Origin of the sequence: Silvimonas amylolytica (assembly GCF_014645555.1) — a bacterium.
GTDB lineage: Bacteria > Pseudomonadota > Gammaproteobacteria > Burkholderiales > Chitinibacteraceae > Silvimonas > Silvimonas amylolytica.
In genome coordinates, this window is record NZ_BMLY01000002.1 from 41,805 (window position 1) to 64,306 (window position 22,502).

Below are 22,502 nucleotides of genomic sequence, written 5' to 3' on the forward strand. Positions count from 1 at the left end.
AAGTTTCTGTCAGTTCAACTCGCGAACTTCGACACGGTCAATGGATATCTCTCCCTTGCCGCTATACCAGACGCGCGTTTCAAAGCGGGACAACCCTGCCGGCCCCACCTGAAGCTGAGTTTCAATACGGCCTCGGCCTTGCTTGAAGGGGCTTGAATACATTTGTTGCTGATCCTGCGGGTCAGAAAATACGCCAATTTCGAAATACCCGGGGGAAACACCGGCTGGCGATTTATTGTCGTAATCCACTGCAATCCGGTACTTACCCGGCAGCAAATCAATGTATGGACCGAACATCATGTACCCGGGGTCAGCATGCTGACTATCTGCGTGGCGAGTCTGGCCGACGACCGTCCCGACATTGCCGTTCAATGTAGATGCCGGCATCTCCAGCGCACCACCCAAGCCTTCCTCGAACAGGAACAGCTGCTGGGTTTTCTGGATAAAGACGTTCAACGTGTCATCTTTGAAAAAGAGGATATGTGTGCCAGTTTGCGGGCAAGTATAGGTTTCCCCACCTGCTGGCAGTTGGGGCCGGATGGCGCCATCGGTGAATCCCATCTCGGCACCGGGTTCGTCCTGCCGGAGAAGAACAAAGTTGTAGTAATACCCCGGATAACGCTCAGGATGTATTAACTGCCCAATATGGCTCATCCAGAAATACGGCCTCATATTGCTCAGATACGCCGTGACCGGAAAGTGATGCTCGGACAGCACCGTCACGACCCGCGCATTCCAGTAATCTGCGACACCCGCCTGCAAGGGCACCCCCTTGTCCCGGAGCTGATCCAGACAAGCAATCACAGCGCCTTCGTCGTGTTTGACATTTTCGTGCCTGACAATCAATGCGCGGCGTGCAGAGGTGTAGTAGTCATGGTAATAACTGCCACGGGTCAGGGTCGACACCGTGCCCAGCACAAGGACTGCGCCCAGCGCAAAAACAGCCGCTTTGAGCATCCGATCAAAGCGCACCGTTCTGGCGAGGAAAATTACCAGCAGAATTTGTGTGAGGGCGAGCGGGAACGAGAAATAGCGGAACCCGGCGTTATCCACCAAGCCGCCCGAGAGAATCGCACCCGCAACGTTGATGGCCCATACAACCATCCAGAACACCGTAGTCACGGTGAGGCGCCACTGCACTGACTCTCCGTCCGTGTCCCTGGGCGTTTCGATAACAAGAACATGCCGGTCCGCACGCAATTGCCTGAGGATAACGACCAGCAAAGCCACGATACCCATCAGCGCGTACAGGCTGTAGAACATGGTCGTCGGGTTATCCGGAGAAAACGCTTCAAGCCCCCCGGCAATCACATGATAAACAGATCTTGCTGCACTCTCGATCGAGTAAGGGACGCGTCCTTTGAGCGGATCATGGAATGTCAGCAAATGATCAATCCCCTTGGACACCAGTACCGACGCCAGCAATAGCAGCACCGCAGCCAGGAGGTATTTACGCCATTGCGCCGGGACCAGTGCGTTCTGACGGACAACGAAGATCAGCACCAGCATGAAACACAGTGCCGGTGCCAGAAAGCTGATCAGAAATACTGCGGTGGAAGACTTGGCGATGGCAGCAACCAGCACAATCAGCAAGGCATTGCGCGCGGACGGCCGCGCCACAAAATCAAGGCATAGCCCGGTCAACAGCAATGAAGCCAGCAGCGCGGCAAAGTGGTTATTCGTGCTGTAAAAATACAGCCACATGCCCGAACGGCCGGACACCAGCGTCACCAAGGCCACGAGCATGATCAGCAATGACCTGGCAAATGACGACAGTCCCGGATCTATTTTTTTTGCGGCCCAAACCACGCACATCGCCAGCAAGACCACCTGACATGCCGATACGAAGAAAATGTGCGCCTCTGCGCCGTTGAACAACTTGAAGGCCAGCAAATACAACAGCACGTCCGGCACATAGGCAGGTGCAGGCGTGAACTTCCAATCGCGCAGGCTGCCAGGCCCCGCAAGAATGTCGCGCGCAAATGACTCCAGAAAGAGCGAGTCGCTATGCAGCCGGATTCTTGCGTACAGTAACGGCACCGTGATCAGCAGGACAGCCCATGCGAACCAGCGAGCATTCTTTTCAGTGAAAATCATTTCTGTGCGATGACTTCAGAAGTGTACTGGAACCCGTCCGGACGCCCGCTTTTGTTGCCGGCAAAGACTTTGTCGCCCTTGAATACATAGGACATGAACAGCTTCAGGATAATCCAGGCCTGCTTGAACACCTTGGCATTGCTGATCTGGTCTTCTTCACGCCAGGTAATTGGCACATATTTGACGCGTGCTTTTTTATTGAATGCATAGAGCAGCACGTGCGCGTCAAAGGTGAGATTGTCCGGGAACTGCATGAAAAAGCGGCTTTTGAAGAAAGACACATTGAAGCAGTTGATGCCGGCAATCAAATCGTCCACACGGCGATGATTGATCAGCGAACAAACAAAGTTCAGTACCTTGTTACCGTAAATACGGGTGGCGGAATAACCCTGCAGCACCGAATCAGGGTGGAAGCGCGCACCGATCAGCAAATCGTTCTCGCGGTGTTCGCCCTTGCGCAACACCGGTAACAAATCGCGGATATCCGCCTGATCGTCACCATGCAGGACAATCATGTAGTCGTAGCCCTGTTCAATCGCGTACAGTAACGCACGCTTGATCGAACCGCCCAGGCTGTAGTTCTGGGTGTTTTTGAGGATCGTTGCCTTGATCTTCAGCGGCTGGATAGCTTCTGTAGCGGAAGCCAGCGTTTTGTCGGCGCTGCCATTGTCAATAACGACCACTTCCTGCACGAATTGCTGGACTTCGTCATTAATTTTTCCCAGAACTCGCGGAATCTGTTTTTCGCAATTGTATGCAGGGATAAAGATCATTATTTTTTCTGGCACTGCACAGCCCTCCCCAGGAATAACCGGCTGAATACAAAATTAACGGCAAAAGAAAACGGCAGGGAACCGATTTTGCAAAGAATTGGCATCAGGCCAAATCGACGCGAGCAATAATCGATCCCCAAGGAAAACATGAAAATGGAAAACGAATACCAGGCAACAAAAACCGTCATGTCAAACAGGTTTCTCTGTGCGCCAAACGTGTGTTTGCTGACAAGGAAATAGGTCGTCGTCAGCGCAACGCCGGCGCTGACGAGGTTGCAGTACAACGGTGCAACACCTGCCTGGGAAAGCAACTGGAACAGCAACACGTCGAGGATGACCCCGGCCAGCGAATTCACAAAGAAGCTGGCCAGCACTTTCAACCGGCTATCAAACATGCAAAGACCTGTCTGGATTCATACTGGACATCCACAATGTGACGCCCCCGTGAGATATATCTGACACAAACGGTATATCGCTCTGTATTTCGTTAATAACTAAAATTTGATACATCAAAATCTGCAAACAGACCACCCAATTCATCTTTGGGCGAACACAAAACCTGCCCGGTCAGCGGCCAGACTATCGCCAGATCGGGATCGCGCCAGAGCAAGGTACGCTCATGTTCCGGATACCAGTATTCGGTCACTTTGTACGCGACCTCGGCATCCTCTGACATTGCCAGAAACCCGTGGGCAAAACCGCCAGGAATCCATAACTGCCTTTTGTTCTGCTCACTGAGCAGATGCCCTTCCCAGCGACCCCAAGTGGGTGATCCGTGGCGCAAATCCACGACCACGTCGAAGACTTCTCCGCGCAGCACCCGGACCAGTTTGTCCTGCGGCCGCGCAGTCTGGTAGTGCAAGCCACGCAATACGCCCTTGCTTGACCGGGAGTGGTTATCCTGCACAAACACCACATCGCGGCCTATCGCCTGCGCAAACTTGAGCTGGTTAAAACTCTCAAAAAAGAAACCGCGTTCGTCCTTGAACACCTTGGGCTCAAGGATTTTCACATCGGCAAGCTCGGTATCAATAACTTGCATGCTTAACCCTCAGCCAGCATTTTCAGCAAATACTTGCCGTAGTTGTTCTTGCTCATGGGTCTGGCCATTTTCTCGACCAGCGCGGCGTCGATCCAGCCGGCGCGCCATGCAATCTCTTCCGGGCAACAAATCTTCAGCCCTTGCCGCGACTCAATGGTCTGGATGAACTGGCTGGCTTCCAGCATCGAGTCATGCGTCCCCATGTCCAGCCATGCATAGCCCCGCCCCATGGTTTTAACGTCGAGCGTCCCAGCGGCCAGATAGTACGAATTGACATCCGTGATCTCAAGCTCACCCCGTGCGGAGGGCTTGATGTCGCGGGCGATGTCGAGCACGTCGTTGTCGTAGAAATAGAGCCCGGTCACCGCAAAAGGCGATTTGGGCTGCGCCGGTTTTTCTTCAATGCTGATGGCCTTGCCGGTGCTGTCAAACTCCACCACGCCGTAGCGTTCCGGGTCGTTGACGCGGTAGGCAAAGACCGTGGCGCCCGCCGGTTTGGTGGTTGCGCCCGCCAGCAGGTTGGCAAAATCGGCACCATAAAACACGTTGTCGCCCAGCACCAGCGCGCAATTGTCTTGTCCGACAAAGTCGCGGCCGATCACAAAGGCCTGCGCCAGACCGTCCGGGGAAGGCTGCACGGCGTATTGCAAATGCAGTCCCCATTGACTGCCGTCACCTAACAACTGCTGAAAGCGAGGGGTGTCTTGCGGCGTGGAGATTACCAGAATCTCGCGAATTCCCGCCAGCATCAGGGTGCTAAGCGGGTAGTAAATCATCGGTTTGTCGTAGATAGGCAATAGCTGTTTAGAGACAGCCAGCGTCGCCGGGTAAAGGCGGGTGCCGGAGCCACCGGCAAGAATGATGCCTTTTCTGGAACGGGTGCTCATGACTTCTCCGTAGGGATCAGCTGCCGTAAAACGTGGGCCAGCGCCTGCTCCCAGTGAGGCAGATCAAGACCGAAAGTGTTCTGCAGTTTTTCAGTTGACAACCGGGAGTTGGCCGGGCGTGGTGCGGGCAACGGGTATTCGGCCGTACTCACCGGCGTAATCGCAGAGGGATCAAGCCGGATCTGCGCACCCAACGCGCGGGCCGCCATGATCAGTGTCTTTGCATAGCCATGCCAGCTGGTCTCCCCACGCGTTGTGAGGTGATACGTCCCGAACGGGAACGCGGCAGCATCCGCGCCGGCCAGATAGCGCGCGACGAGATGCGCGGTGACATCCGCAATCAATGCTGCAGGAGTCGGTGCGCCAAATTGGTCGGCAACGACCTTGAGTGCGTCACGTTCGTGGGCCAATCGCAGGATGGTCTTGGCAAAATTGTTGCCCCAGACGCCATACACCCAGCTGGTCCGCAAGGTGACGTGCCTGCAACCGCTGAGTTCGATCGCTACCTCACCCGCCCGTTTGGTCTGGCCATAGACTGAGCGTGGGGCCGCAACATCGGCTTCCTGGTATGGCGTGGTTTGCGCGCCGTCGAATACATAATCGGTGGAGTAATGCACCAGCAATGCGCCATGGCGGAGCGCGGCTGCGGCCAGGGTTGCCGGTGCCATTTCGTTGATTGCGCGGGCAGCAGAAACATCCGTCTCTGCCCGATCCACAGCGGTATATGCAGCCGGATTGACGATGACATCAGGTGCAATACGATTCACCAACGCATCGATAGCGGCGGGATCAGCCAGATCGCAGTCCTCGCGTCCGACCGCGATCACTTCCCCCAGCACTGACAAGCTGCGCTGGAGCTCAAAGCCGACCTGCCCGTTTTTGCCGGTGATCAGAATGCGGCGCATCTCAGCCCTCATACTGACGCGCGATCCAGTCGCGATAGCTGCCGGAGGTCACATTGCTGATCCAGGCGTCGTTATCCAGATACCAGGCCACTGTTTTGCGGATGCCGCTATCAAAGGTCTCGGCCGGCTTCCACCCCAGCTCATCCGCCAGTCGGCTTGCGTCAATCGCGTACCGGCGATCATGGCCCGGCCGGTCGGCCACGAAGGTGATCTGGCTCGCATACGATTGACTGTCTGCGCGTGGGCGCAACTCGTCCAGAATGCGGCAGATGGTATGCACCACCTCAAGGTTGGGCTTTTCATTCCAGCCGCCCACATTGTAGGTCTGGCCTGACTGCCCGGCCTCGAGCACACAGCGAATGGCAGCGCAGTGGTCTTTGACGTACAACCAGTCACGAACCTGCTGTCCATCCCCATAGACAGGCAGCGGCTTCCCGGCCAGCGCATTCAAAATCACCAGCGGGATCAATTTTTCCGGGAAATGATACGGACCATAATTGTTGGAACAATTGGTCGTCAGGACCGGCAGGCCATAAGTGTGGTGCCACGCACGCACAAGGTGGTCAGATGCCGCCTTGGAGGCCGAGTAAGGGCTGTTCGGTGCATGCGGATTGGTCTCACGAAAGGGCGAGTCGTCCGGAGCGAGTGAGCCGTAAACCTCGTCAGTAGAAACGTGCAGAAAACGAAAGCTGATACGCTCGGATTCGGGCAGAGCGGACCAATAGCCGCGCACCGACTCCAGCAGGTTGAACGTACCCACAATATTGGTCTGGATAAATTCGGAGGGGCCGTGAATCGAGCGGTCGACGTGAGATTCTGCGGCAAAATTGATTACTGCGCGCGGCCGATGGCGGGCCAGCAATGCGGGCACCAGAGTGGTGTCGCCGATATCACCACGGACAAACACATGACGCGCATCGTGCTCAAGCGCTGCCAGCGTCTGCAGATTGCCTGCATAGGTCAGTTTGTCCAGGTTCAACACCGGCTCGTCGCTGGTCGCCAGCCAGTCCAGCACGAAGTTGCCGCCAATAAACCCGGCGCCACCGGTCACCAGAATCATTGCTTTACATCCATCGAAGAGATAGCGGCCGCAGCCCGGCCATCTACTTATTCATTGTCATATATCAAGCGATCAGTTTGACGAGAAACGCCAGCATTCTCAATGAATCCCTGACATCCAGCGCGAAATTGTCGTTATTAAGCTGCGATGACGATCAATACCGCGCCATGGCCGGATCGACTGCACCAGCCCAGGCGTCCACGCCGCCACTCAAATTACTGATATGACCAAACCCCTGACGCTCAAGGAATACGCCAACCTGGTAGCTACGCATGCCGTGATGGCAGATCACGACAATTTCAGCGTCTTCGTCCAGTTCTGCAAAACGCTGCGGAATTTCATTCATGGGTAAGTGCGTGCTGCCATCCAGATGGCACATTGCGAATTCCCAACCTTCACGTACATCCAGCAAAACCGGGTTGGTGCGGGTTTCATCCTGCAGCCAGGCTGCCAGTTCTTGCGCGGTGAGTTGCTGCATGTGTAATGCGTCCTGATACATATACCGTTATAAAAAAAGCGTGGCACACGGCCACGCCTTTTGCTCTGACCGTCTTGCGTTCCCGTCAGAAGGTGAAGGCCGATACCGCCGGCGCATTCTTCATCCGTGGCAAGTTGTATTCGAACAGTTTTTCTTCGCTGTAGGCGTTGTGGTCAACGCGGCGAACCAGCGTGGCGCTCATGATCGGCAACTCGCCCACGATGGCAATCAAACGGCCGCCAACAGCCAGTTGCTCTTTCAGCGCAGCGGGCACGCTGGAGAACGACCCGGTTACGATGATCGCATCAAACGGAGCCTGCTCAGCAAAGCCACGCACGGCATCACCGACAACAACGCGGGCGTTACGCACTCCGGCACGCGCCAGATTGGCTTCAGCCTGGCTAGCCAGTTCTGGTTCAATTTCCACGCCATACACTTGCGACGCCAGACCCGCTGCCAGTGCCATCAGGTAGCCCGTACCCGCGCCGGCAATCAACACCTTGTCAGAAGGCTGTACTTCAACATCTTGCAGGAACCGCGCTTCGACCTTGGGGGCCAGCATGGTGGCTTCGTGGCCGATCGGCAGTTCAGAATCCACAAAAGCCAGCGCTTTTTTGTCTGCGGGGACGAAATCTTCGCGCTTGACCGTCAATACGCGATCCAGCACTTTCTGATCCAGCACATCCCACGGGCGAATTTGCTGCTCTACCAGCAGATAACGGGCGTGTTCCCAATCCATGCTTTTCACCTTGAAAAAACAGGCGCCAGACGGCGTCTTCTGAGCGATCCAACCGACGTTCCAGCCCCGCCAGATACCGCGCTGACGCGCTACCGTTGACCGGACTGTCTTGTAAATTAACTTGCGATTATCGCATAAACTGCGTAACGTCACAGCAGAGTTTCGCTAGGGGTTCCGTGCTTTTGCGCGGATGAGAGAGTCCCTTTGCACCTGATCCGGTTCACACCGGCGTAGGGAAGCGAAGCCGCCTTTGCCGCGTCCGCGGTCTGGCGTCTATCGCGCACCCCTGCGCCCTTTTCTCAAGAAGGAAGACGCCATGAATACCCGTGCAGATTTCAGTGCAGCCAGTGCCCATGTGGACGAAGCTGCCATCCAGCCACTGCCTAACTCCCGCAAGGTCTACGTTGAAGGCAGCCGGCCCGATCTGCGCGTGCCCATGCGTGAAATCAGCCAGCATGACACCCCGACCGCATTTGGTGGCGAGAAAAACCCGCCGATCACGGTCTACGACACCTCCGGCTTGTACACCGACCCGACCGCAAAGATCGACGTACGCAAAGGTTTGCCGAGTGTGCGCGGCGCATGGATTGAAGAACGCGCCGATACCGAACTGCTGACGGATCTGACCAGCGAGTTCGGCCGCCTGCGTGCTGGTGACAAATCGCTGGATGAACTGCGCTTTGAGCTGCATCGTCAACCACGTCGGGCCAAGGCCGGTGGGAATGTCTCGCAGATGCATTACGCCCGCAAAGGCATCGTGACGCCAGAAATGGAATACGTGGCCATCCGCGAAAATCTGCGCCGCGACGAATACATTGCCAGCCTGCAAGCACTGGGCGACAAGAGCAAACGCATGGCCGAACTGATGCTGCGTCAGCATCCAGGCCAGAGCTTTGGTGCCGCCATTCCGGAAAAGATCACGCCCGAGTTCGTTCGCGACGAAATCGCCCGTGGTCGCGCCATCATCCCCGCCAACATCAACCACCCGGAACTGGAGCCGATGATCATCGGCCGCAATTTCCTGGTGAAGATCAATGGCAATATCGGCAACTCGGCCGTCACCTCTTCTATCAATGAAGAAGTGGACAAGATGACCTGGGGCATTCGCTGGGGCGCAGACACCATCATGGATCTGTCTACCGGCAAGAATATTCATGAAACGCGCGAATGGATTCTGCGCAACAGCCCGGTGCCGATTGGCACGGTGCCCATCTACCAGGCACTGGAAAAGGTCAATGGCAAAGCCGAAGACCTGACCTGGGAGTTATTCCGCGACACGCTGATCGAACAAGCCGAACAAGGCGTGGATTACTTCACCATTCACGCCGGCGTGCTGCTGCGTTATGTGCCGCTGACCGCCAACCGCATGACGGGCATTGTGAGCCGTGGCGGTTCAATCATGGCCAAGTGGTGTCTGGCGCATCACAAAGAGAACTTCCTCTATACGCATTTCGCTGAGATTTGCGAAATCATGAAGGCGTACGACGTCAGTTTCAGCCTGGGGGATGGCCTGCGCCCGGGTTCGGTGTGGGATGCCAATGACGAAGCCCAACTGGGTGAACTGCGCACGCTGGGCGAACTGACGAAAATTGCATGGGAACATGACGTTCAGGTCATGATTGAAGGCCCCGGCCACGTGCCGATGCAGCTGATCAAGGAGAACATGGACCTTGAACTGCAAGATTGCCACGAAGCACCGTTTTATACCCTCGGGCCGCTGACCACGGACATCGCCCCGGGTTATGACCACATCACCTCCGCGATCGGCGCGGCGCAGATTGGCTGGTATGGCACCGCCATGCTTTGTTATGTCACGCCCAAGGAACACCTGGGTTTGCCAAACAAGGATGACGTGAAGGAAGGCATCATTACCTACAAGCTGGCCGCGCATGCAGCGGACCTGGCCAAGGGTCATCCGGGCGCTCAGATCCGTGACAACGCGCTCTCAAAAGCCCGTTTCGAATTCCGTTGGGAAGATCAGTTCAATCTGGGCCTGGATCCAGACAAGGCGCGTGCCTTCCATGATGAAACCCTGCCACAGGAAGGCGCCAAGCTGGCTCACTTTTGCTCCATGTGTGGCCCGCACTTCTGTTCCATGAAGATCACCCAGGATGTCCGCGACTTTGCCGCCCAGCAAGGCATTGCCGAAGCCGAAGCGCTGAACAAAGGCATGGAGGCCAAGTCGATTGAGTTCGTGAAACGCGGCGCTCAGGTTTATCACAAGGAATAACCCGCGCACAGGGCGTACCCCAAACGCAACGGACGTCAGCTGACGTCCGTTTTTTTTACTTCTTTTGACGCGGTGCAACAAAAAGGCTTTTACAACAAAGACTTACCGTTACCTTTTTAGATAAACGGTTGTAAGCTGAAAGCTTTCTCAATCCATTCTTTGATTGAAACGCCCAAAGCGCCAAGCCCTCCCGCTGCTTGCTTTTACAAGATTTTTCCACGTTGCGCATCAATCTCCATCAGCCACGGCACAGTTAGGCGCATCACAAAATTACTGTTCATTCGATTTAATATTTCATCTATAGTAATCATGTGCCGGGCACCCGGTTGTGCCAAATCCGTCTTGAGCAGGAACAACATCATGTCTATTTATCCCGTGGTTTTGTGTGGTGGCAGTGGTTCGCGCTTGTGGCCTATGTCTCGTGGTGGTTACCCGAAGCAATATCTGAAGCTGACCGGCGAGACCAGCCTGCTGCAACAGACCGCATTGCGGCTCAAAAACCTGAATCAGGCTGCGGCACCGATTCTGATCTCGCATGAAGAACAGCGTTTCCTGGTTGCGGAACAGGTGCGCAAGATTGGTATCGTGCCCGATACCATCGTGCTGGAGCCTGCTGGCCGCAATACCGCACCGGCAGTCGCGATTGCAGCATTGATCGTTACCGCCAAAGACCCCGATGGCCTGATGCTGGTGATGCCTTCGGACCATGTCATTCGCAAAGACGATATCTTTGCCCGACTGGTCGATGAAGCCGCCGAAGTGGCAAGTCTGGGCAAACTGGTCACCTTTGGCATCAAGCCCACGTCACCACAAACTGGCTACGGCTACATTTTGCGTGGAGATGCACTGGGCCCGGCCAACGCCTATAAAGTGCAATCTTTTGTCGAGAAACCGGATCTGGCGACTGCCGAGCGTTTTCTGGGTGATGGTCGCTATTACTGGAACAGCGGCATGTTCATGCTCAAGGCCTCTGTTTACTTGTCTGAGCTGCGCCGCTTGAACCCGGACATGTTGCTCAAGGCCGAACTGTCGCTGGAACGCAGCATGCGCGATGGTGATTTCACGCGACTGAACAAGGACGCGTTCCTGGCATGCCCTGCAGACTCGATTGACTACGCTGTGATGGAAAAAACCACCGAAGCGGCAGTTATCGAAGCCGCCGACCTTGGCTGGAGCGACATCGGCTCCTGGGATGCACTGGCAGACATCGGTAGCAAAGATGCGGCCGGCAATACGCTGGTCGGCGACGTCCTGACTGACCGGGTGAGCAGTTCGTATATCCGCGCAGAGCACCGCATGGTTGCTGCAATTGGCGTGGATAACATCGTCATTGTTGAAACCGCAGATGCCATTCTCGTGGCGCACAAAGACAAGGTGCAGGATGTAAAGAAAATGGTCGAGCGGCTCAATGCCTCTGGCCGTTCAGAGTCCGTCACGCACCGCAAGGTCTACCGCCCTTGGGGCTCCTACGAGGGGATTGATCATGGTGATCGCTTCCAGGTCAAACGCATCATCGTGAGCCCCGGTTCGCAGTTGAGTTTGCAAATGCACCATCACCGCGCCGAACACTGGATTGTCGTCAAAGGTACGGCGCTTGTGGACAATGGTGATCAGCACATCTTGCTGACTGAAAACCAGTCTACCTACATCCCGCTGGGCACCACGCACCGACTGAAAAACCCGGGGAAGATTCCACTCGAATTGATTGAAGTGCAATCGGGCGCCTATCTGGGTGAAGACGACATCGTGCGCTTTGAAGACACCTATGGCCGCGTAGACAAACCTGAGGTCGTCAAATGAGCACTTTGCGTTGCTTCAAGGCGTATGACATCCGCGGCCGGCTGGGTGATGAACTCAATGAAGACATCGCCTACGCCATTGGGCGCGCTTATGCGCAGTTTTTGCAGGCACGCCGGGTTGTCATTGGCGGCGATGTGCGCACGTCCACAGCCGGCCTGAAAACTGCGCTGGCCAATGGGCTGATGGATGCGGGCGCCGATGTCATCGACATTGGCATGACCGGCACTGAAGAGGTCTACTTTGCGGCTTTTCATCTGGATGTGGATGGCGGCATTGAAGTAACGGCCAGTCACAACCCGATCGACTACAACGGCATGAAGCTGGTACGACGCGGTGCGCGTCCGATCAGTGGAGATACCGGATTGCGGGAAATCCAGGCCCTGGCTGAATCGCGTAACTTTGCGCCAGCTGTGCAGCGCGGAGGCCTGGCACGCCAGAGCATTCTGGATGCGTATGTGCAGCATCTGCTGGGGTATGTTGATCTCTCTGCCCTGCGACCGCTGAAACTGGTCGTCAATGCGGGGAACGGCGCGGCTGGTCATGTGGTCAACGCGCTGGAGGCAGTGTTCCAGCGCATGAAGGTGCCGGTCACCTTCATCAAAATCCATAATGAACCGGATGGCACGTTCCCGCATGGCATCCCTAACCCGCTCTTGCCAGAATGTCGGGCGGATACCGCCAATGCAGTGCGCGAACACGGCGCCGACATGGGTATTGCCTGGGACGGTGACTTTGACCGCTGCTTTTTGTTTGACGAAAGCGGTGAATTCATCGAAGGGTATTACATCGTCGGTTTGCTCGCGGCGGCCTTCCTGGCGCGCCAGCCGGGTTCACGCATCATTCATGATCCGCGTCTGACGTGGAATACGGTCGATGTAGTCCAGCAAGCGGGCGGCATCCCGGTCCAAAGTAAAACCGGTCACGCCTTTATCAAAGAGCGCATGCGGCAAGAAGACGCCATTTATGGCGGCGAAATGAGCGCCCACCATTATTTCCGCGACTTTGCCTATTGCGATAGCGGCATGATCCCCTGGCTGCTGGTCTGCCAGCTTCTCAGTCATACAGGCCAACCTTTGTCAGCGCTCGTTGCCGACCGGATTGCGCGCTTTCCATCCTCAGGTGAAATCAACCGCAAGCTGGCCGATGCACCAGGCGCCATCGCAGAGGTTCGCCGTCGCTATGAGGGCGATGCCCTCAGTGTGGATGAAACAGATGGCATCAGTCTGGCGTTTGCCGACTGGCGCATGAATCTGCGTTCTTCCAATACGGAACCGGTGATCCGCCTGAACGTGGAGTCCCGTGGGAACCCGGCACTGATGCAGGCCCGCACCGCGGAAATCCTGCAGCTACTAGACAGTTTTGCCACGATGCCCGAGGCCCGGACTGCCTGATCAAGCGCCCATCGTTAAAAAAGCCCCGGCATGATCCGGGGCTTTTTTATGCATGCCGCAATTGGCGTCAGTCTTCCACCAGCGTGGCATCTGGCCCGTTCTTTTTGACGGATTCGATGCCGTTTTCCATCGAAGCTTTGCTGTTGTACATCTCGCTCTTGCCTATCACCTGATGATTGGCTGCCTTGAGCACAAAGTACGGGTGGCCGTCCTTGCTTTCTTTACGCTCGAAATGCGCATCATCCGGCGCATTCTTGCGCACTGATTCAATCCCGTTCAACGCCGACGCCTTGGCGGTATACAACTCGCTGGTCAGAATGATCTGACCATTGACGGCGTGCAGGTTAAACATGAACTGGCCATCCTTGGCCGTTTTCAGATGGAATTTGCCCGACATGACCGCTCCTTGTTCCCGGTTGACCTGAGGCCGTGCTGCGCACAGCGCACGGCTTTTTGCAGTATTTGCAACAAGGTGCAGATTTTCAAAAGAATTTCTGCGAAACGGCCATGAAAAAGCCCGGTCAGGCCGGGCTTTTTCATGTGCGAGCCAACACCAAGGACAGATCAAGCCTGCAGTTCTTCCATCACCTGCCAGAGCGTCTCGATTTCATCGGCGTCCAGCAAACGCGCAATCAACGGTTTGATGCGTTCAAGGTCTGTCGACAGGACCTGTTCTTTTACCTTCAGCAAACGCGCTGGCAACATCGAGAAACGCCGCAACCCCAAGCCCAGCAGCAAACGCGTCAGGGCTGGGTCCCCCGCCATTTCACCGCACATCGAGATGGGTTTACCGACACGATTGCAGGTGCTGATTACATGATGCAACAAGCGGATCACCGCCGGGTGGACCGGATCGTAAAGGTGCGAAACCGCATCATCATTGCGATCGACCGCCAGCGTGTACTGAATCAGGTCATTGGTTCCGATCGAGGCGAAATCCAGGTGGTGCAGGAAATGCTCCACGGTGAACGCGGCAGCGGGGACTTCGATCATCCCGCCCAACTCGATATGTTCGTCAAACGGGATGCCTTCCACACGCAGCTGTGCCTTGACTTCTTCCAGATGCCGCCGCGTCTGGCGCACCTCCCCGACGTGCGAAAGCATCGGGACCAGCAACTTGATCTTGCCGTGCGCCGAGGCCCGCAGCAGCGCGCGCAATTGTGTACGGAACAGTTGCGCTTCAGCCAGGCACAGGCGGATCCCCGTTAACCCAAGTGCAGGGTTGGGCGCATCCGTTTCTTCCTGCCATTTGGGAATCTTGTCTTTACCCAGATCAATGGTACGGATGATGACGGGCTGGCCATTCATTTGTTCGGCCACGGCGCGGTAGGCTTCGTATTGCTCTTGCTCGGTCGGCAGATCGTCTTCTGACAGGAACAAAAACTCGGAACGGAACAATCCAATGCCCGTTGCGTTGTTTTCGATGACCTGGTCGGTGTCTTCCGGCAATTCGATGTTACCGAAGAGTTCAATCTCAACACCGTCTTGCGTCACCGGGGTGCTGGTGCGGATATCCTGCAGGCGCGCCTGGCGCTCCGTCCATTCATCCTGCCGTGCACGGTATTCAGTGAGCGTGCGCTCGTCGGGGTCCACGATGACCACGCCGTTGACGCCATCGACGATGATCAGCTCGTCTTCGTGGATCAGCGAGCGGGCGTGGCGCAGCGCCAGCACGGAAGGCAAATCCAGACTCCGCGCCAGAATGGCGGTGTGACTGGTTGGTCCGCCCACATCCGTGATGAATGCCAGGTATTCGCTGTCTTTGAACAGCACCATGTCAGCCGGAGACAGATCATGCGCGACAAGGATGGAATCCCGGTCTGTCGGCGCGGGCGTGTGCATGGCCATATCATGGCCTGCCAGCGTCTTGAAAATGCGCTCCGTCACCTGGATCACGTCGGTACGGCGTTCACGCAGATACTCTTCTTCAATCTCATCGAACTGGGCCAGCAAGGCATCCAGCTGCAGTTTGAGCGCCCATTCTGCGTTGCATTTGCGCTTTTCGATGATCTCTTTGGGTTCGACAGACAGTGTCTGATCGTTGAGCAGCATGATATGCAAACTCAGAAAAGCACCCAGCTCCGTCGGTGCGTTTTCCGGAATGCTGCCCCAAAGCATTTCCAGCTCTTGCCGCGCTGTTTTGACCGCAGAGTCATAGCGCGCCACTTCGCCGGCAATGTCTTCCGGGCGCACGGTGTAGTGCGCAATTTCGATGTCGGTATGCGATATGAGGTGGGCATGCCCGATGGCTACGCCACCGCCAACCCCGATCCCGTGCAAGGCAAGACTCATTCGGACTCCTGTGTCACCGCCCATTCCGAACCCCATGGGCACAGACGCGGCTGACGAAACTCAGCGAAGCGGTGCCGGCCAATGCCGGCAGAGTGATATGGTTACGTTTATTCGCCTTCGCCAAAGTAATCGGCAATCAGCGCTTCCAGTGCATCCAGCGCCATCTGGTCATCCGGGCCACTGGTTTCAATGGTCACGAGGCTACCCTTGCCCGCCGCCAACATCATGACGCCCATGATGGACTTTGCGTTGACACGCTTCTGGTTACGGCTAATCCATACTTCACTTTGAAACTGACTGGCCAGTTGGGTCAGCTTGCTGGATGCCCGCGCATGCAGACCCAGCTTGTTTACGATTTCGAGCTCTTTTACCGGCATGACCACAGATCCCCTGATTTCAACCCTGCGCCGTATTGGGCAACATATACAAAACACCTTCGAGTCCGCCGGTAATGGCCTTGCTGACCACCACTTCCAGCGGCTGCTGACAGTATGTCAAGGCACGAACCAGCATAGGCAGATTCACCCCTGCAACGGCCTCTACCCGCCCCGGCTGGATCAACCGGTTAGAGACATTGGACGGCGTGCCCCCGTAAATATCGGTGAGCAGCAAAATCCCTGAGCCATCATCCAGCATGTCGATCAAGTCGTGCGCCTTGAGCACGACGTCATCCGGGTCTTCTGTCTTGCTGACTGACAACTGGCCAACATTGGTCAGCGGCCGACCCATGATGTGCTCGGCACACGAGATCAACGCTTCCCCAAGCGACACGTGCGTGACGATGATAATCCCAACCATTCGGAGCATTCCTTGTGCATGGCCACAACGAACCTGGCTGCCTGTACCGGCCGGTTCCGGGGCGCATTCAAACGTCAGCCATCGTTCACCTGTGATGCAGGCACCGAATCAGGTCTGCCGTTCTTTTTTTTGACTTTATAAGCAAATTTAACCGAATTCCCCCGGGCATTACAGCGCCCCCCGATTGCAGCGCAGGCTTTTCAGCGCAAACGGTAAACATGCGGCGGGTTAATCAACCACTCTACCCGAGCTTGCATGGACGGTGTCAGGTACACGCTGCCATCATTGGCAACAATCAGTACATCCTTGACGCCGAACCGGGTGGCGTAGCCCACGGCATGATCAACCCCGCCAATGAATACCGGCTTGGTCAACGCATCTGAAATCGCACCGGCTTCACGCGATGCCGGGGCAATCACCGTCGCCGCTTGCATGGTTTGCGCTGGCCAGCCGGTGCGCGGATCGATCAGGTGGCAATAACGTTTGCCGTTGACTTCAAAGTAGCGTTCGTAATCCCCGGAAGTCCCAATGGACTCGCCATCCGCCAGCGTAATCGCCGCCATCGCGCCCGGTTTGCGTGGGTGTTGCAGGCCCACTTTCCAGGGGGTATCCCCCTTTTTGCCCAGGGCCAGCACATTGCCGCCAATATTGATCAGTGCGTTGTAAATGTGATGCTTGCGCAGATACGCGGCGGCACGATCCAGCGCGAAACCCTTGAAGCCGCCCAGGTCAATGTTCACGTCCGGATTGCTGCTGGATACATTGGGTCCGTCAAAGTGCAGGTCATCCAGTGTGGGGTGCGCGGCCACCAGCGCCTTGATCTTGTCCGGGTCAGGTAGCACCGGTGCAAAGGTGTCGTTATGGAATCCCCAGGCCGCAACCAGGTCACCAATTGCTGGATCGAACAATTGGTCAGCGCGCTCGGCATAGCCTTTAGCCTGCTGCAGGATGCTGATCATTTCTGGATCTGCTTCGGCGCTCTGGCCAGCGGCAAATGCCTGATTCAGCCGGGTAATGTCGGAAGGATGCCATGCATGCAGGCGCGCATGCAGACGGTCCAGATCGGCCAGAATGCTGGCGGTAGCCGCTTTGGCCTGATCTTCAGGCGTGCCATAAATGGTGATCTGGACACTGGTGCCAAAGACAAAGCTTTCTTGCTGGTAGACCGGCGGTTTACTACATGCCGCCAGCAGGCATGAACACAGCAACACCAGCAGGCGCAGTGCGCGCCACGAATCCGGACGCATCAAGACAGTTTGCGCTCAAGCGCATCAATAAACAGCGCAGCGACATCGATGCCGGATTGATCGGTGATCTCCTGAAAGCACGTCGGGCTGGTCACATTGATTTCAGTGACGTTTTCGCCAATCACATCCAGACCGACCAGGAACAACCCCTTGGCGGCCAGCTCCGGGCCGAGGGTTTCGGCAATCTCTCGGTCTTTGGCCGTGAGTGGGCGGGCGACACCGGTACCGCCTGCCGCCAGATTGCCACGGGTTTCACCCGCTTTCGGGATACGGGCCAGGCACCAGTCCACGGGCGTACCGTCAATGATCAGCACGCGCTTGTCGCCATCCTTGATCGCCGGCAAATAGCGCTGCGCCATGATGGTGGCGGTTTCGTTGGCGGTCAGCATTTCGATGATCGAACCAATATTGGCGTCGTCAGGCCGGATGCGGAAAATACCCATGCCACCCATGCCATCCAGCGGTTTGAGAATCACGTCACCGTGTTCATCCAGGAAGGCACGAATATCGGCGGCACGTTGCGTGACCAGTGTCGGCGCGGTGAATTGCGGGTGCTTGAGGATGGCCAGCTTTTCGTTGTAGTCGCGCAACGTCTGGCCTGGATTGAATACGCGGGCACCTTGTGCTTCGGCCAGCGTCAGCAAGTGAGTGGCATACAGATACTGTTGATCAAACGGCGGGTCTTTGCGCATCAGTACGACATCAAAGTCCTTGAGCGCTTCGTGTTGTGGCGCCGAGAGTTCAAACCAGTGTTTGTATTCCTGGGTCGTTGTGAAGGTCAGTCGTTGTGCGGCGGTTTGTACCGTGCCGTTTTGTACACGCATGTCATCGGCCAGCGTGACCCACAATTCCCAGCCGCGCTTGTTGGCTTCGCGCAGCATGGCGTAGGTGGAGTCCTTGTGGATTTTGAAACCGGCAACGGGATCGGCAATGACAAGCAGGCGTGTAGACATATCCGGCATTCCAGACAAACAGAACAGTGAGTGATAACCAGCGACGGTCAGATACGCAATGAGGCGGTCGCCCGCCTCATCGTCACATCTTCAATCAGGCTGCGAACGAGAGCAGAGGCTCTGGCGCGGTAGCTTCGATTTCGTGCGAGGCGGCCAGCAACGCCAGCCGTGCAACCACACCATACGAGTAGAACCGGTTGGGTGCGCTATCCGGTGCGCCATCGCAATCCGGCGTCGTACACGGCGAAGCAAACGCCAGCGGTTCGAAATGCATGCCAGGGGCGTTCAGGTTTTCTTCCGGGCCACGACCGGTATGCACGCGGTAGAAGCCGCCGACGACAAAGCGATCAATCATGTATACGACGGGTTCGGCCACGGCGTCATTGATGCTTTCAAAGGTCGGCACGCCTTCTTGCACGATCACGTCGTGCACTTCCAGGCCTTCCTTGATCACGGACATCTTGTTGCGCTGCTTGCGATTGAGGCCAATCACTTCATCCGCAGACTTCACACTCATGATGCCCATGCCGTACGTACCGGCGTTGGCTTTAACGATCACGAATGGTTCGTGATCGATGCCGTGTTCCTTGTACTTGACGCGAATTTTGGCCAGCGTGCTGTTCACGGCATCGGCCAGTTGCTCTTCACCAGCGCGGGCATGGAAGTCCAGGCCATCGACGTGGGCAAAGTAAGGGTTGATGGTCCACGGATCAATGCCAATCAGTTTGGCGAAATCCGCTGCAACGTTGTCATAGGCGGCAAAATGCGTGGTCTTGCGGCGTACCGCCCAGCCAGCGTGCGGAGGCGGTACGACGATCTGCTCTACGCCATCCAGAATGTCAGGAATGCCGGCGGAAAGATCGTTGTTCAGCAGCACTGCACACGGATCGAACCCGGTCAGACCCACACGGTTGCCGTTGCGTACCAGCGGTTCCAGCGTCAGCTTCTGGCCATCCGGCAGGTCAAACGTGGTCGGCTCGGTGATTTCCGGGTTGAACGTACCCAGGCGCACGACAAGACCGGCCATTTTCATGATGCGGGTCAGCGCAGCGACGTTTTGCAAGTAGAAGGTATTGCGGGTGTGATTTTCCGGAATCAACAACACACGACGTGCATCCGGACACATGTTTTCCAGCGCCGTCATCACCGCCTGGACGCCCAGCGGGTGGAATTCTGGATTGAGGTTGTTGAAACCGCCCGGAAACAGGTTCATATCCACCGGGGCCAGCTTGTAGCCAGCATTACGCAGATCCACCGAGCCATAAAATGGCGGCGTCGATTCCTGCCACTGATTACGGAACCAGTGTTCAATTTCCGGCTGGGCCGAGAGAATGCGGCGCTCCAGATCCAGCAAAGGGCCAGACAGCGCGGTGGTGAGATGCGGAACGGTCATGGGGAACACTCATCAAAAACAGCGTCAGCCAAAAATGCGGGCGGCACCCAGATAATACAACCCGCATGAGCATGTTTCACGTTCATCACGTCAAGAGGTGACAGGCAGTCACCGGATCATAACCAGCCTTTTCTCTTGAAGAACCAATAAGGTGCAATGCCCGAGAGCACCATTAACACCAATGCAAACGGATAGCCCAGATGCCACTGGAGTTCTGGCATCTCGCCAAAATTCATGCCGTATATACTGGCGATCACGGTGGGCGGCAGGAACACCACTGCAGCAATTGAAAAGATCTTGATGATCTTGTTCTGCTGCAGGTTGATCAAGCCCATCACTGCATCCATCAGGAAGTTGATCTTGTCGAACAAGAACGCCGTGTGGCTATTGAGTGACTCCAGATCACGCAGTACCTCACGCAGATCTTCTTCCTGGGTTTGTTGTAACACCCGGCAACGCAGCAAGAAAGAAAGCGAACGGCGGGTATCCATCAGGTCCAGCCGCACTTTGCCGTTCAAGTCTTCCTGGGCAGCGATATCGGCTACGGTATCGGCCATGGCCGAATCGGTCATGTCCGTGTTGCGGTTCAGGACACGGCGGCTGACTTTATCCAGATCAGCGTATACGCCCTCCAGCACATCAGCGGCATATTCCACGGCCACATCGTAAATAGACAAGAGAACGTCTTCGGCCGTTCGCACAAAATCGACCTGCATGCGGGCCCGCATGCGAAAAAGGCGAAATGCGGCCAGTTCTTCAGTGCGGATCGACAGCAAGCGCCCTTCATTGAGCAAGAACGACACGGTAACTACCTCTGCACCATCGTGATGATGATGCAGGAAGAATGAATTGAGATGGATACCCGCCTCATCGACAAAACACCGTGCAGAATCCTCAATGTCCTCTATTTCCTCGTCATCAAGCTTGAGGCGGAATACTTCGCGAAGCAGCGCGCGTTCATGCTCGTTCGGCTCGACCGAATCAACCCACACCACATCCGGGCGGATCAGGTCTTCGGCCGACTCAACGGGCACCGGCCGCAGCCGTTTGTCTACAAAACCATAAGCGGTCAGCATGGGATCGTCCTGCAAGGTTACCGCGCGCATTATAAGAGAAGCCTGCGCAGTGCGCCTGGCTGGCTCCCGTCTAAATGCTCTACACTCCCTACATGCCTACGTATCAAGAACTGGCCCGCGATAGCGGCCTTGAGCGCCCCGATATCCATGCCTTGTTTCATCATTTGGGTGGATACAACCGCGCATTTCTGATCACCCACGGTGATGAAATGGCCGAGCCGGCCTTTGCCGAACACTTCACCCGTCTCGCCGCCCGCCGCCGTGCCGGCGAGCCGGTCGCCTATTTGCTGGGCGAAAAAGAGTTTTACAGCCTGACCTTCAATGTCGGTCCTGGCGTGCTGATCCCGCGTCCGGACACAGAACTACTGGTGGATCTGGCGCTCGAGCGCCTGCCGCAAGGGGGCGCCCTCGTCGACCTGGGTACAGGCAGCGGCATTATCGCCATCACCATTGCTCATGAACGCCCGGACGCCGTGGTGACGGCGCTGGATATTTCAGACGCAGCGCTGGATATCGCGCGTGGTAATGCCGCCCGGTTGGCACCGCAGGTACGTGTTTTGCAAAGCGACTGGTATGCCGCGCTGGGCGACGGGCAATTTGCGGTCATTGTTTCTAACCCCCCTTATATCGAGCAGGATGATCCCCATCTGGAGAAGGGCGACTTGCGTTTTGAGCCTCGCTCAGCCCTGACCGATGAAGCCGATGGGCTGGCCCATATCCGCACGATCATTGATGGCGCCCGTACACGCTTGTTGCCCGGCGGCTGGCTGTTGTTTGAACACGGCTTCGATCAAGGGCTGGCTTCTCGCGACCTTCTGGATGCGGCGGGTTTTGGCGCAGTCCAAACCTGGCAGGATATCGCCGGTATGGATCGGGTGAGTGGTGGGCTTGCCCCGGCTTGACCGGAAAGCGTAAAATACCCGAGTAAATTAATCAGTTAAGGGCGCTGCCATCATCGCGGTGCCGCAACATACAGCGAGTTACCCTATGAGCATTCAGGAATCCATCCGTCAGACCGTCACCGAAAACCAGGTTGTGCTCTTCATGAAAGGCACGCCTACCTTCCCGCAGTGCGGTTTTTCGTCTGCGGCGGTGAGCATTCTGAAGTCCTGTGGCGCTGATTTTGTCGCCGTCAACGTGCTGGCCGATAACGACGTGCGCCAGGGCATCAAGGAATACTCTAACTGGCCGACCATTCCGCAACTCTATGTCAAGGGTGAGTTTGTCGGTGGTTCGGACATCATGCGTGAACTGTTCAGCTCCGGCGAGTTGCAACAAATGTTGCAACAGGGCTGATTGGCCATAGCATGCAATGAATAAAAAACCCCGCAAACGCGGGGT

23 protein-coding genes and 1 riboswitch are annotated in these 22,502 nt (G+C 56.4%); of the genes, 5 read left to right on the forward strand and 18 right to left on the reverse strand.

Annotated elements, in window-relative coordinates; genetic code table 11:
- Window positions 1-9 precede the first annotated feature (9 nt).
- The 9 genes from IEX44_RS06340 to IEX44_RS06380 form a co-directional block, all read right to left on the reverse strand.
- On the reverse strand, window positions 10-2,097 hold the full coding sequence (locus IEX44_RS06340; protein ID WP_188690589.1) for a hypothetical protein: 2,088 nt from the start codon (window positions 2,095-2,097) through the stop codon (window positions 10-12).
- Window positions 2,094-2,885, reverse strand: a complete 792-nt coding sequence (locus IEX44_RS06345; RefSeq protein ID WP_229678798.1) for a glycosyltransferase family 2 protein — start codon at window positions 2,883-2,885, stop codon at window positions 2,094-2,096. Before IEX44_RS06345 ends, IEX44_RS06340 begins: the two co-directional genes overlap by 4 nt.
- Window positions 2,870-3,244 carry a GtrA family protein gene (locus IEX44_RS06350; protein WP_229678895.1) on the reverse strand — a complete coding sequence of 125 codons (375 nt, stop codon included), beginning with the start codon at window positions 3,242-3,244 and terminating at the stop codon, window positions 2,870-2,872. The genes IEX44_RS06345 and IEX44_RS06350 overlap by 16 nt, the downstream gene beginning before the upstream one ends.
- 113 nt (window positions 3,245-3,357) lie before the next feature.
- Window positions 3,358-3,912: a dTDP-4-dehydrorhamnose 3,5-epimerase gene (gene rfbC / locus IEX44_RS06355; RefSeq protein ID WP_188690598.1), complete on the reverse strand. Its 555-nt coding sequence runs from the start codon at window positions 3,910-3,912 to the stop codon at window positions 3,358-3,360.
- A 2-nt stretch (window positions 3,913-3,914) separates the two neighbouring features.
- A complete protein-coding gene (gene rfbA, locus IEX44_RS06360) occupies window positions 3,915-4,799 on the reverse strand; it encodes a glucose-1-phosphate thymidylyltransferase RfbA (RefSeq protein WP_188690601.1) in 885 nt (294 codons plus the stop codon).
- Window positions 4,796-5,704 carry a dTDP-4-dehydrorhamnose reductase gene (gene rfbD, locus IEX44_RS06365; protein WP_229678799.1) on the reverse strand — a complete coding sequence of 303 codons (909 nt, stop codon included), beginning with the start codon at window positions 5,702-5,704 and terminating at the stop codon, window positions 4,796-4,798. Before rfbD ends, rfbA begins: the two co-directional genes overlap by 4 nt.
- Before the next feature lies 1 nt (window position 5,705).
- On the reverse strand, window positions 5,706-6,764 hold the full coding sequence (gene rfbB / locus IEX44_RS06370) for a dTDP-glucose 4,6-dehydratase (RefSeq protein ID WP_188690605.1): 1,059 nt from the start codon (window positions 6,762-6,764) through the stop codon (window positions 5,706-5,708).
- Between the two features lie 154 nt (window positions 6,765-6,918).
- A complete protein-coding gene (locus IEX44_RS06375) occupies window positions 6,919-7,242 on the reverse strand; it encodes a rhodanese-like domain-containing protein (RefSeq protein WP_188690607.1) in 324 nt (107 codons plus the stop codon).
- Between the two features lie 85 nt (window positions 7,243-7,327).
- The gene (locus IEX44_RS06380; protein ID WP_188690609.1) at window positions 7,328-7,981 is read right to left on the reverse strand and encodes a protein-L-isoaspartate O-methyltransferase family protein; all 654 of its coding nucleotides are present in this window, start codon (window positions 7,979-7,981) and stop codon (window positions 7,328-7,330) included.
- 157 nt (window positions 7,982-8,138) lie between these two features.
- Window positions 8,139-8,235, forward strand: a riboswitch (TPP riboswitch).
- 62 nt (window positions 8,236-8,297) lie between these two features.
- Here IEX44_RS06380 and thiC point away from each other — a divergent pair.
- Entirely contained in the window at window positions 8,298-10,211 is a 1,914-nt protein-coding gene (gene thiC, locus IEX44_RS06385) for a phosphomethylpyrimidine synthase ThiC (protein ID WP_188690610.1), read from the forward strand.
- 203 nt (window positions 10,212-10,414) lie between these two features.
- Here the strand turns inward: thiC and IEX44_RS20830 are convergent, their stop codons facing one another.
- On the reverse strand, window positions 10,415-10,573 hold the full coding sequence (locus tag IEX44_RS20830) for a hypothetical protein (RefSeq protein ID WP_194468903.1): 159 nt from the start codon (window positions 10,571-10,573) through the stop codon (window positions 10,415-10,417).
- On the opposite strand from IEX44_RS20830, the gene IEX44_RS06390 reads away from it, so the two are divergent.
- Both IEX44_RS06390 and IEX44_RS06395 read left to right on the forward strand, forming a co-directional pair.
- On the forward strand, window positions 10,572-12,011 hold the full coding sequence (locus IEX44_RS06390) for a mannose-1-phosphate guanylyltransferase/mannose-6-phosphate isomerase (protein ID WP_188690612.1): 1,440 nt from the start codon (window positions 10,572-10,574) through the stop codon (window positions 12,009-12,011). The two genes, IEX44_RS20830 and IEX44_RS06390, sit on opposite strands and share 2 nt — an antisense overlap.
- Complete coding sequence (locus IEX44_RS06395; RefSeq protein ID WP_188690614.1) at window positions 12,008-13,402, forward strand: phosphohexomutase domain-containing protein; 1,395 nt, start codon at window positions 12,008-12,010, stop codon at window positions 13,400-13,402. The genes IEX44_RS06390 and IEX44_RS06395 overlap by 4 nt, the downstream gene beginning before the upstream one ends.
- Before the next feature lie 67 nt (window positions 13,403-13,469).
- Here IEX44_RS06395 and IEX44_RS06400 read toward each other — a convergent pair whose 3' ends face one another.
- The 8 genes from IEX44_RS06400 to corA form a co-directional block, all read right to left on the reverse strand.
- Entirely contained in the window at window positions 13,470-13,799 is a 330-nt protein-coding gene (locus tag IEX44_RS06400) for a YegP family protein (protein ID WP_188690617.1), read from the reverse strand.
- Between the two features lie 167 nt (window positions 13,800-13,966).
- A complete protein-coding gene (gene ptsP, locus IEX44_RS06405; protein ID WP_188690619.1) occupies window positions 13,967-15,694 on the reverse strand; it encodes a phosphoenolpyruvate--protein phosphotransferase in 1,728 nt (575 codons plus the stop codon).
- Between the two features lie 107 nt (window positions 15,695-15,801).
- The gene (locus IEX44_RS06410; protein ID WP_188690622.1) at window positions 15,802-16,071 is read right to left on the reverse strand and encodes an HPr family phosphocarrier protein; all 270 of its coding nucleotides are present in this window, start codon (window positions 16,069-16,071) and stop codon (window positions 15,802-15,804) included.
- A 19-nt stretch (window positions 16,072-16,090) separates the two neighbouring features.
- Window positions 16,091-16,492 (reverse strand): PTS sugar transporter subunit IIA, encoded by a 402-nt coding sequence (locus IEX44_RS06415; protein WP_188690625.1) that lies wholly within the window; start codon window positions 16,490-16,492, stop codon window positions 16,091-16,093.
- Between the two features lie 200 nt (window positions 16,493-16,692).
- Window positions 16,693-17,739, reverse strand: coding sequence for an FAD:protein FMN transferase (locus IEX44_RS06420; RefSeq protein ID WP_188690628.1), 1,047 nt, complete (start codon window positions 17,737-17,739; stop codon window positions 16,693-16,695).
- Window positions 17,739-18,692 carry a glutathione synthase gene (gene gshB, locus IEX44_RS06425; RefSeq protein ID WP_188690630.1) on the reverse strand — a complete coding sequence of 318 codons (954 nt, stop codon included), beginning with the start codon at window positions 18,690-18,692 and terminating at the stop codon, window positions 17,739-17,741. Before gshB ends, IEX44_RS06420 begins: the two co-directional genes overlap by 1 nt.
- Before the next feature lie 94 nt (window positions 18,693-18,786).
- Window positions 18,787-20,085 (reverse strand): glutamate--cysteine ligase, encoded by a 1,299-nt coding sequence (gshA, locus tag IEX44_RS06430; protein ID WP_188690632.1) that lies wholly within the window; start codon window positions 20,083-20,085, stop codon window positions 18,787-18,789.
- 116 nt (window positions 20,086-20,201) lie between these two features.
- The gene (corA, locus tag IEX44_RS06435) at window positions 20,202-21,161 is read right to left on the reverse strand and encodes a magnesium/cobalt transporter CorA (protein WP_188690635.1); all 960 of its coding nucleotides are present in this window, start codon (window positions 21,159-21,161) and stop codon (window positions 20,202-20,204) included.
- 92 nt (window positions 21,162-21,253) lie between these two features.
- On the opposite strand from corA, the gene prmC reads away from it, so the two are divergent.
- Entirely contained in the window at window positions 21,254-22,063 is an 810-nt protein-coding gene (gene prmC / locus IEX44_RS06440) for a peptide chain release factor N(5)-glutamine methyltransferase (RefSeq protein WP_188692427.1), read from the forward strand.
- 85 nt (window positions 22,064-22,148) lie between these two features.
- Window positions 22,149-22,457 carry a Grx4 family monothiol glutaredoxin gene (gene grxD / locus IEX44_RS06445; RefSeq protein ID WP_188690638.1) on the forward strand — a complete coding sequence of 103 codons (309 nt, stop codon included), beginning with the start codon at window positions 22,149-22,151 and terminating at the stop codon, window positions 22,455-22,457.
- Window positions 22,458-22,502 lie beyond the last annotated feature (45 nt).

What these genes read in the sequence shown, in the direction of transcription:
- IEX44_RS06340 (WP_188690589.1), bottom strand. Translation starts at nt 2,097, where the DNA reads ATGATTTTCACTGAAAAGAATGCTCGCTGGTTCGCATGGGCTGTCCTG.
- rfbC (WP_188690598.1), bottom strand. Translation starts at nt 3,912, where the DNA reads ATGCAAGTTATTGATACCGAGCTTGCCGATGTGAAAATCCTTGAGCCC.
- rfbA (WP_188690601.1), bottom strand. Translation starts at nt 4,799, where the DNA reads ATGAGCACCCGTTCCAGAAAAGGCATCATTCTTGCCGGTGGCTCCGGC.
- rfbD (WP_229678799.1), bottom strand. Translation starts at nt 5,704, where the DNA reads ATGCGCCGCATTCTGATCACCGGCAAAAACGGGCAGGTCGGCTTTGAG.
- rfbB (WP_188690605.1), bottom strand. Translation starts at nt 6,764, where the DNA reads ATGATTCTGGTGACCGGTGGCGCCGGGTTTATTGGCGGCAACTTCGTG.
- IEX44_RS06375 (WP_188690607.1), bottom strand. Translation starts at nt 7,242, where the DNA reads ATGCAGCAACTCACCGCGCAAGAACTGGCAGCCTGGCTGCAGGATGAA.
- IEX44_RS06380 (WP_188690609.1), bottom strand. Translation starts at nt 7,981, where the DNA reads ATGGATTGGGAACACGCCCGTTATCTGCTGGTAGAGCAGCAAATTCGC.
- thiC (WP_188690610.1), top strand. Translation starts at nt 8,298, where the DNA reads ATGAATACCCGTGCAGATTTCAGTGCAGCCAGTGCCCATGTGGACGAA.
- IEX44_RS06390 (WP_188690612.1), top strand. Translation starts at nt 10,572, where the DNA reads ATGTCTATTTATCCCGTGGTTTTGTGTGGTGGCAGTGGTTCGCGCTTG.
- IEX44_RS20830 (WP_194468903.1), bottom strand. Translation starts at nt 10,573, where the DNA reads ATGATGTTGTTCCTGCTCAAGACGGATTTGGCACAACCGGGTGCCCGG.
- IEX44_RS06395 (WP_188690614.1), top strand. Translation starts at nt 12,008, where the DNA reads ATGAGCACTTTGCGTTGCTTCAAGGCGTATGACATCCGCGGCCGGCTG.
- IEX44_RS06400 (WP_188690617.1), bottom strand. Translation starts at nt 13,799, where the DNA reads ATGTCGGGCAAATTCCATCTGAAAACGGCCAAGGATGGCCAGTTCATG.
- ptsP (WP_188690619.1), bottom strand. Translation starts at nt 15,694, where the DNA reads ATGAGTCTTGCCTTGCACGGGATCGGGGTTGGCGGTGGCGTAGCCATC.
- IEX44_RS06410 (WP_188690622.1), bottom strand. Translation starts at nt 16,071, where the DNA reads ATGCCGGTAAAAGAGCTCGAAATCGTAAACAAGCTGGGTCTGCATGCG.
- IEX44_RS06415 (WP_188690625.1), bottom strand. Translation starts at nt 16,492, where the DNA reads ATGGTTGGGATTATCATCGTCACGCACGTGTCGCTTGGGGAAGCGTTG.
- IEX44_RS06420 (WP_188690628.1), bottom strand. Translation starts at nt 17,739, where the DNA reads ATGCGTCCGGATTCGTGGCGCGCACTGCGCCTGCTGGTGTTGCTGTGT.
- gshB (WP_188690630.1), bottom strand. Translation starts at nt 18,692, where the DNA reads ATGTCTACACGCCTGCTTGTCATTGCCGATCCCGTTGCCGGTTTCAAA.
- gshA (WP_188690632.1), bottom strand. Translation starts at nt 20,085, where the DNA reads ATGACCGTTCCGCATCTCACCACCGCGCTGTCTGGCCCTTTGCTGGAT.
- corA (WP_188690635.1), bottom strand. Translation starts at nt 21,161, where the DNA reads ATGCTGACCGCTTATGGTTTTGTAGACAAACGGCTGCGGCCGGTGCCC.
- prmC (WP_188692427.1), top strand. Translation starts at nt 21,254, where the DNA reads ATGCCTACGTATCAAGAACTGGCCCGCGATAGCGGCCTTGAGCGCCCC.
- grxD (WP_188690638.1), top strand. Translation starts at nt 22,149, where the DNA reads ATGAGCATTCAGGAATCCATCCGTCAGACCGTCACCGAAAACCAGGTT.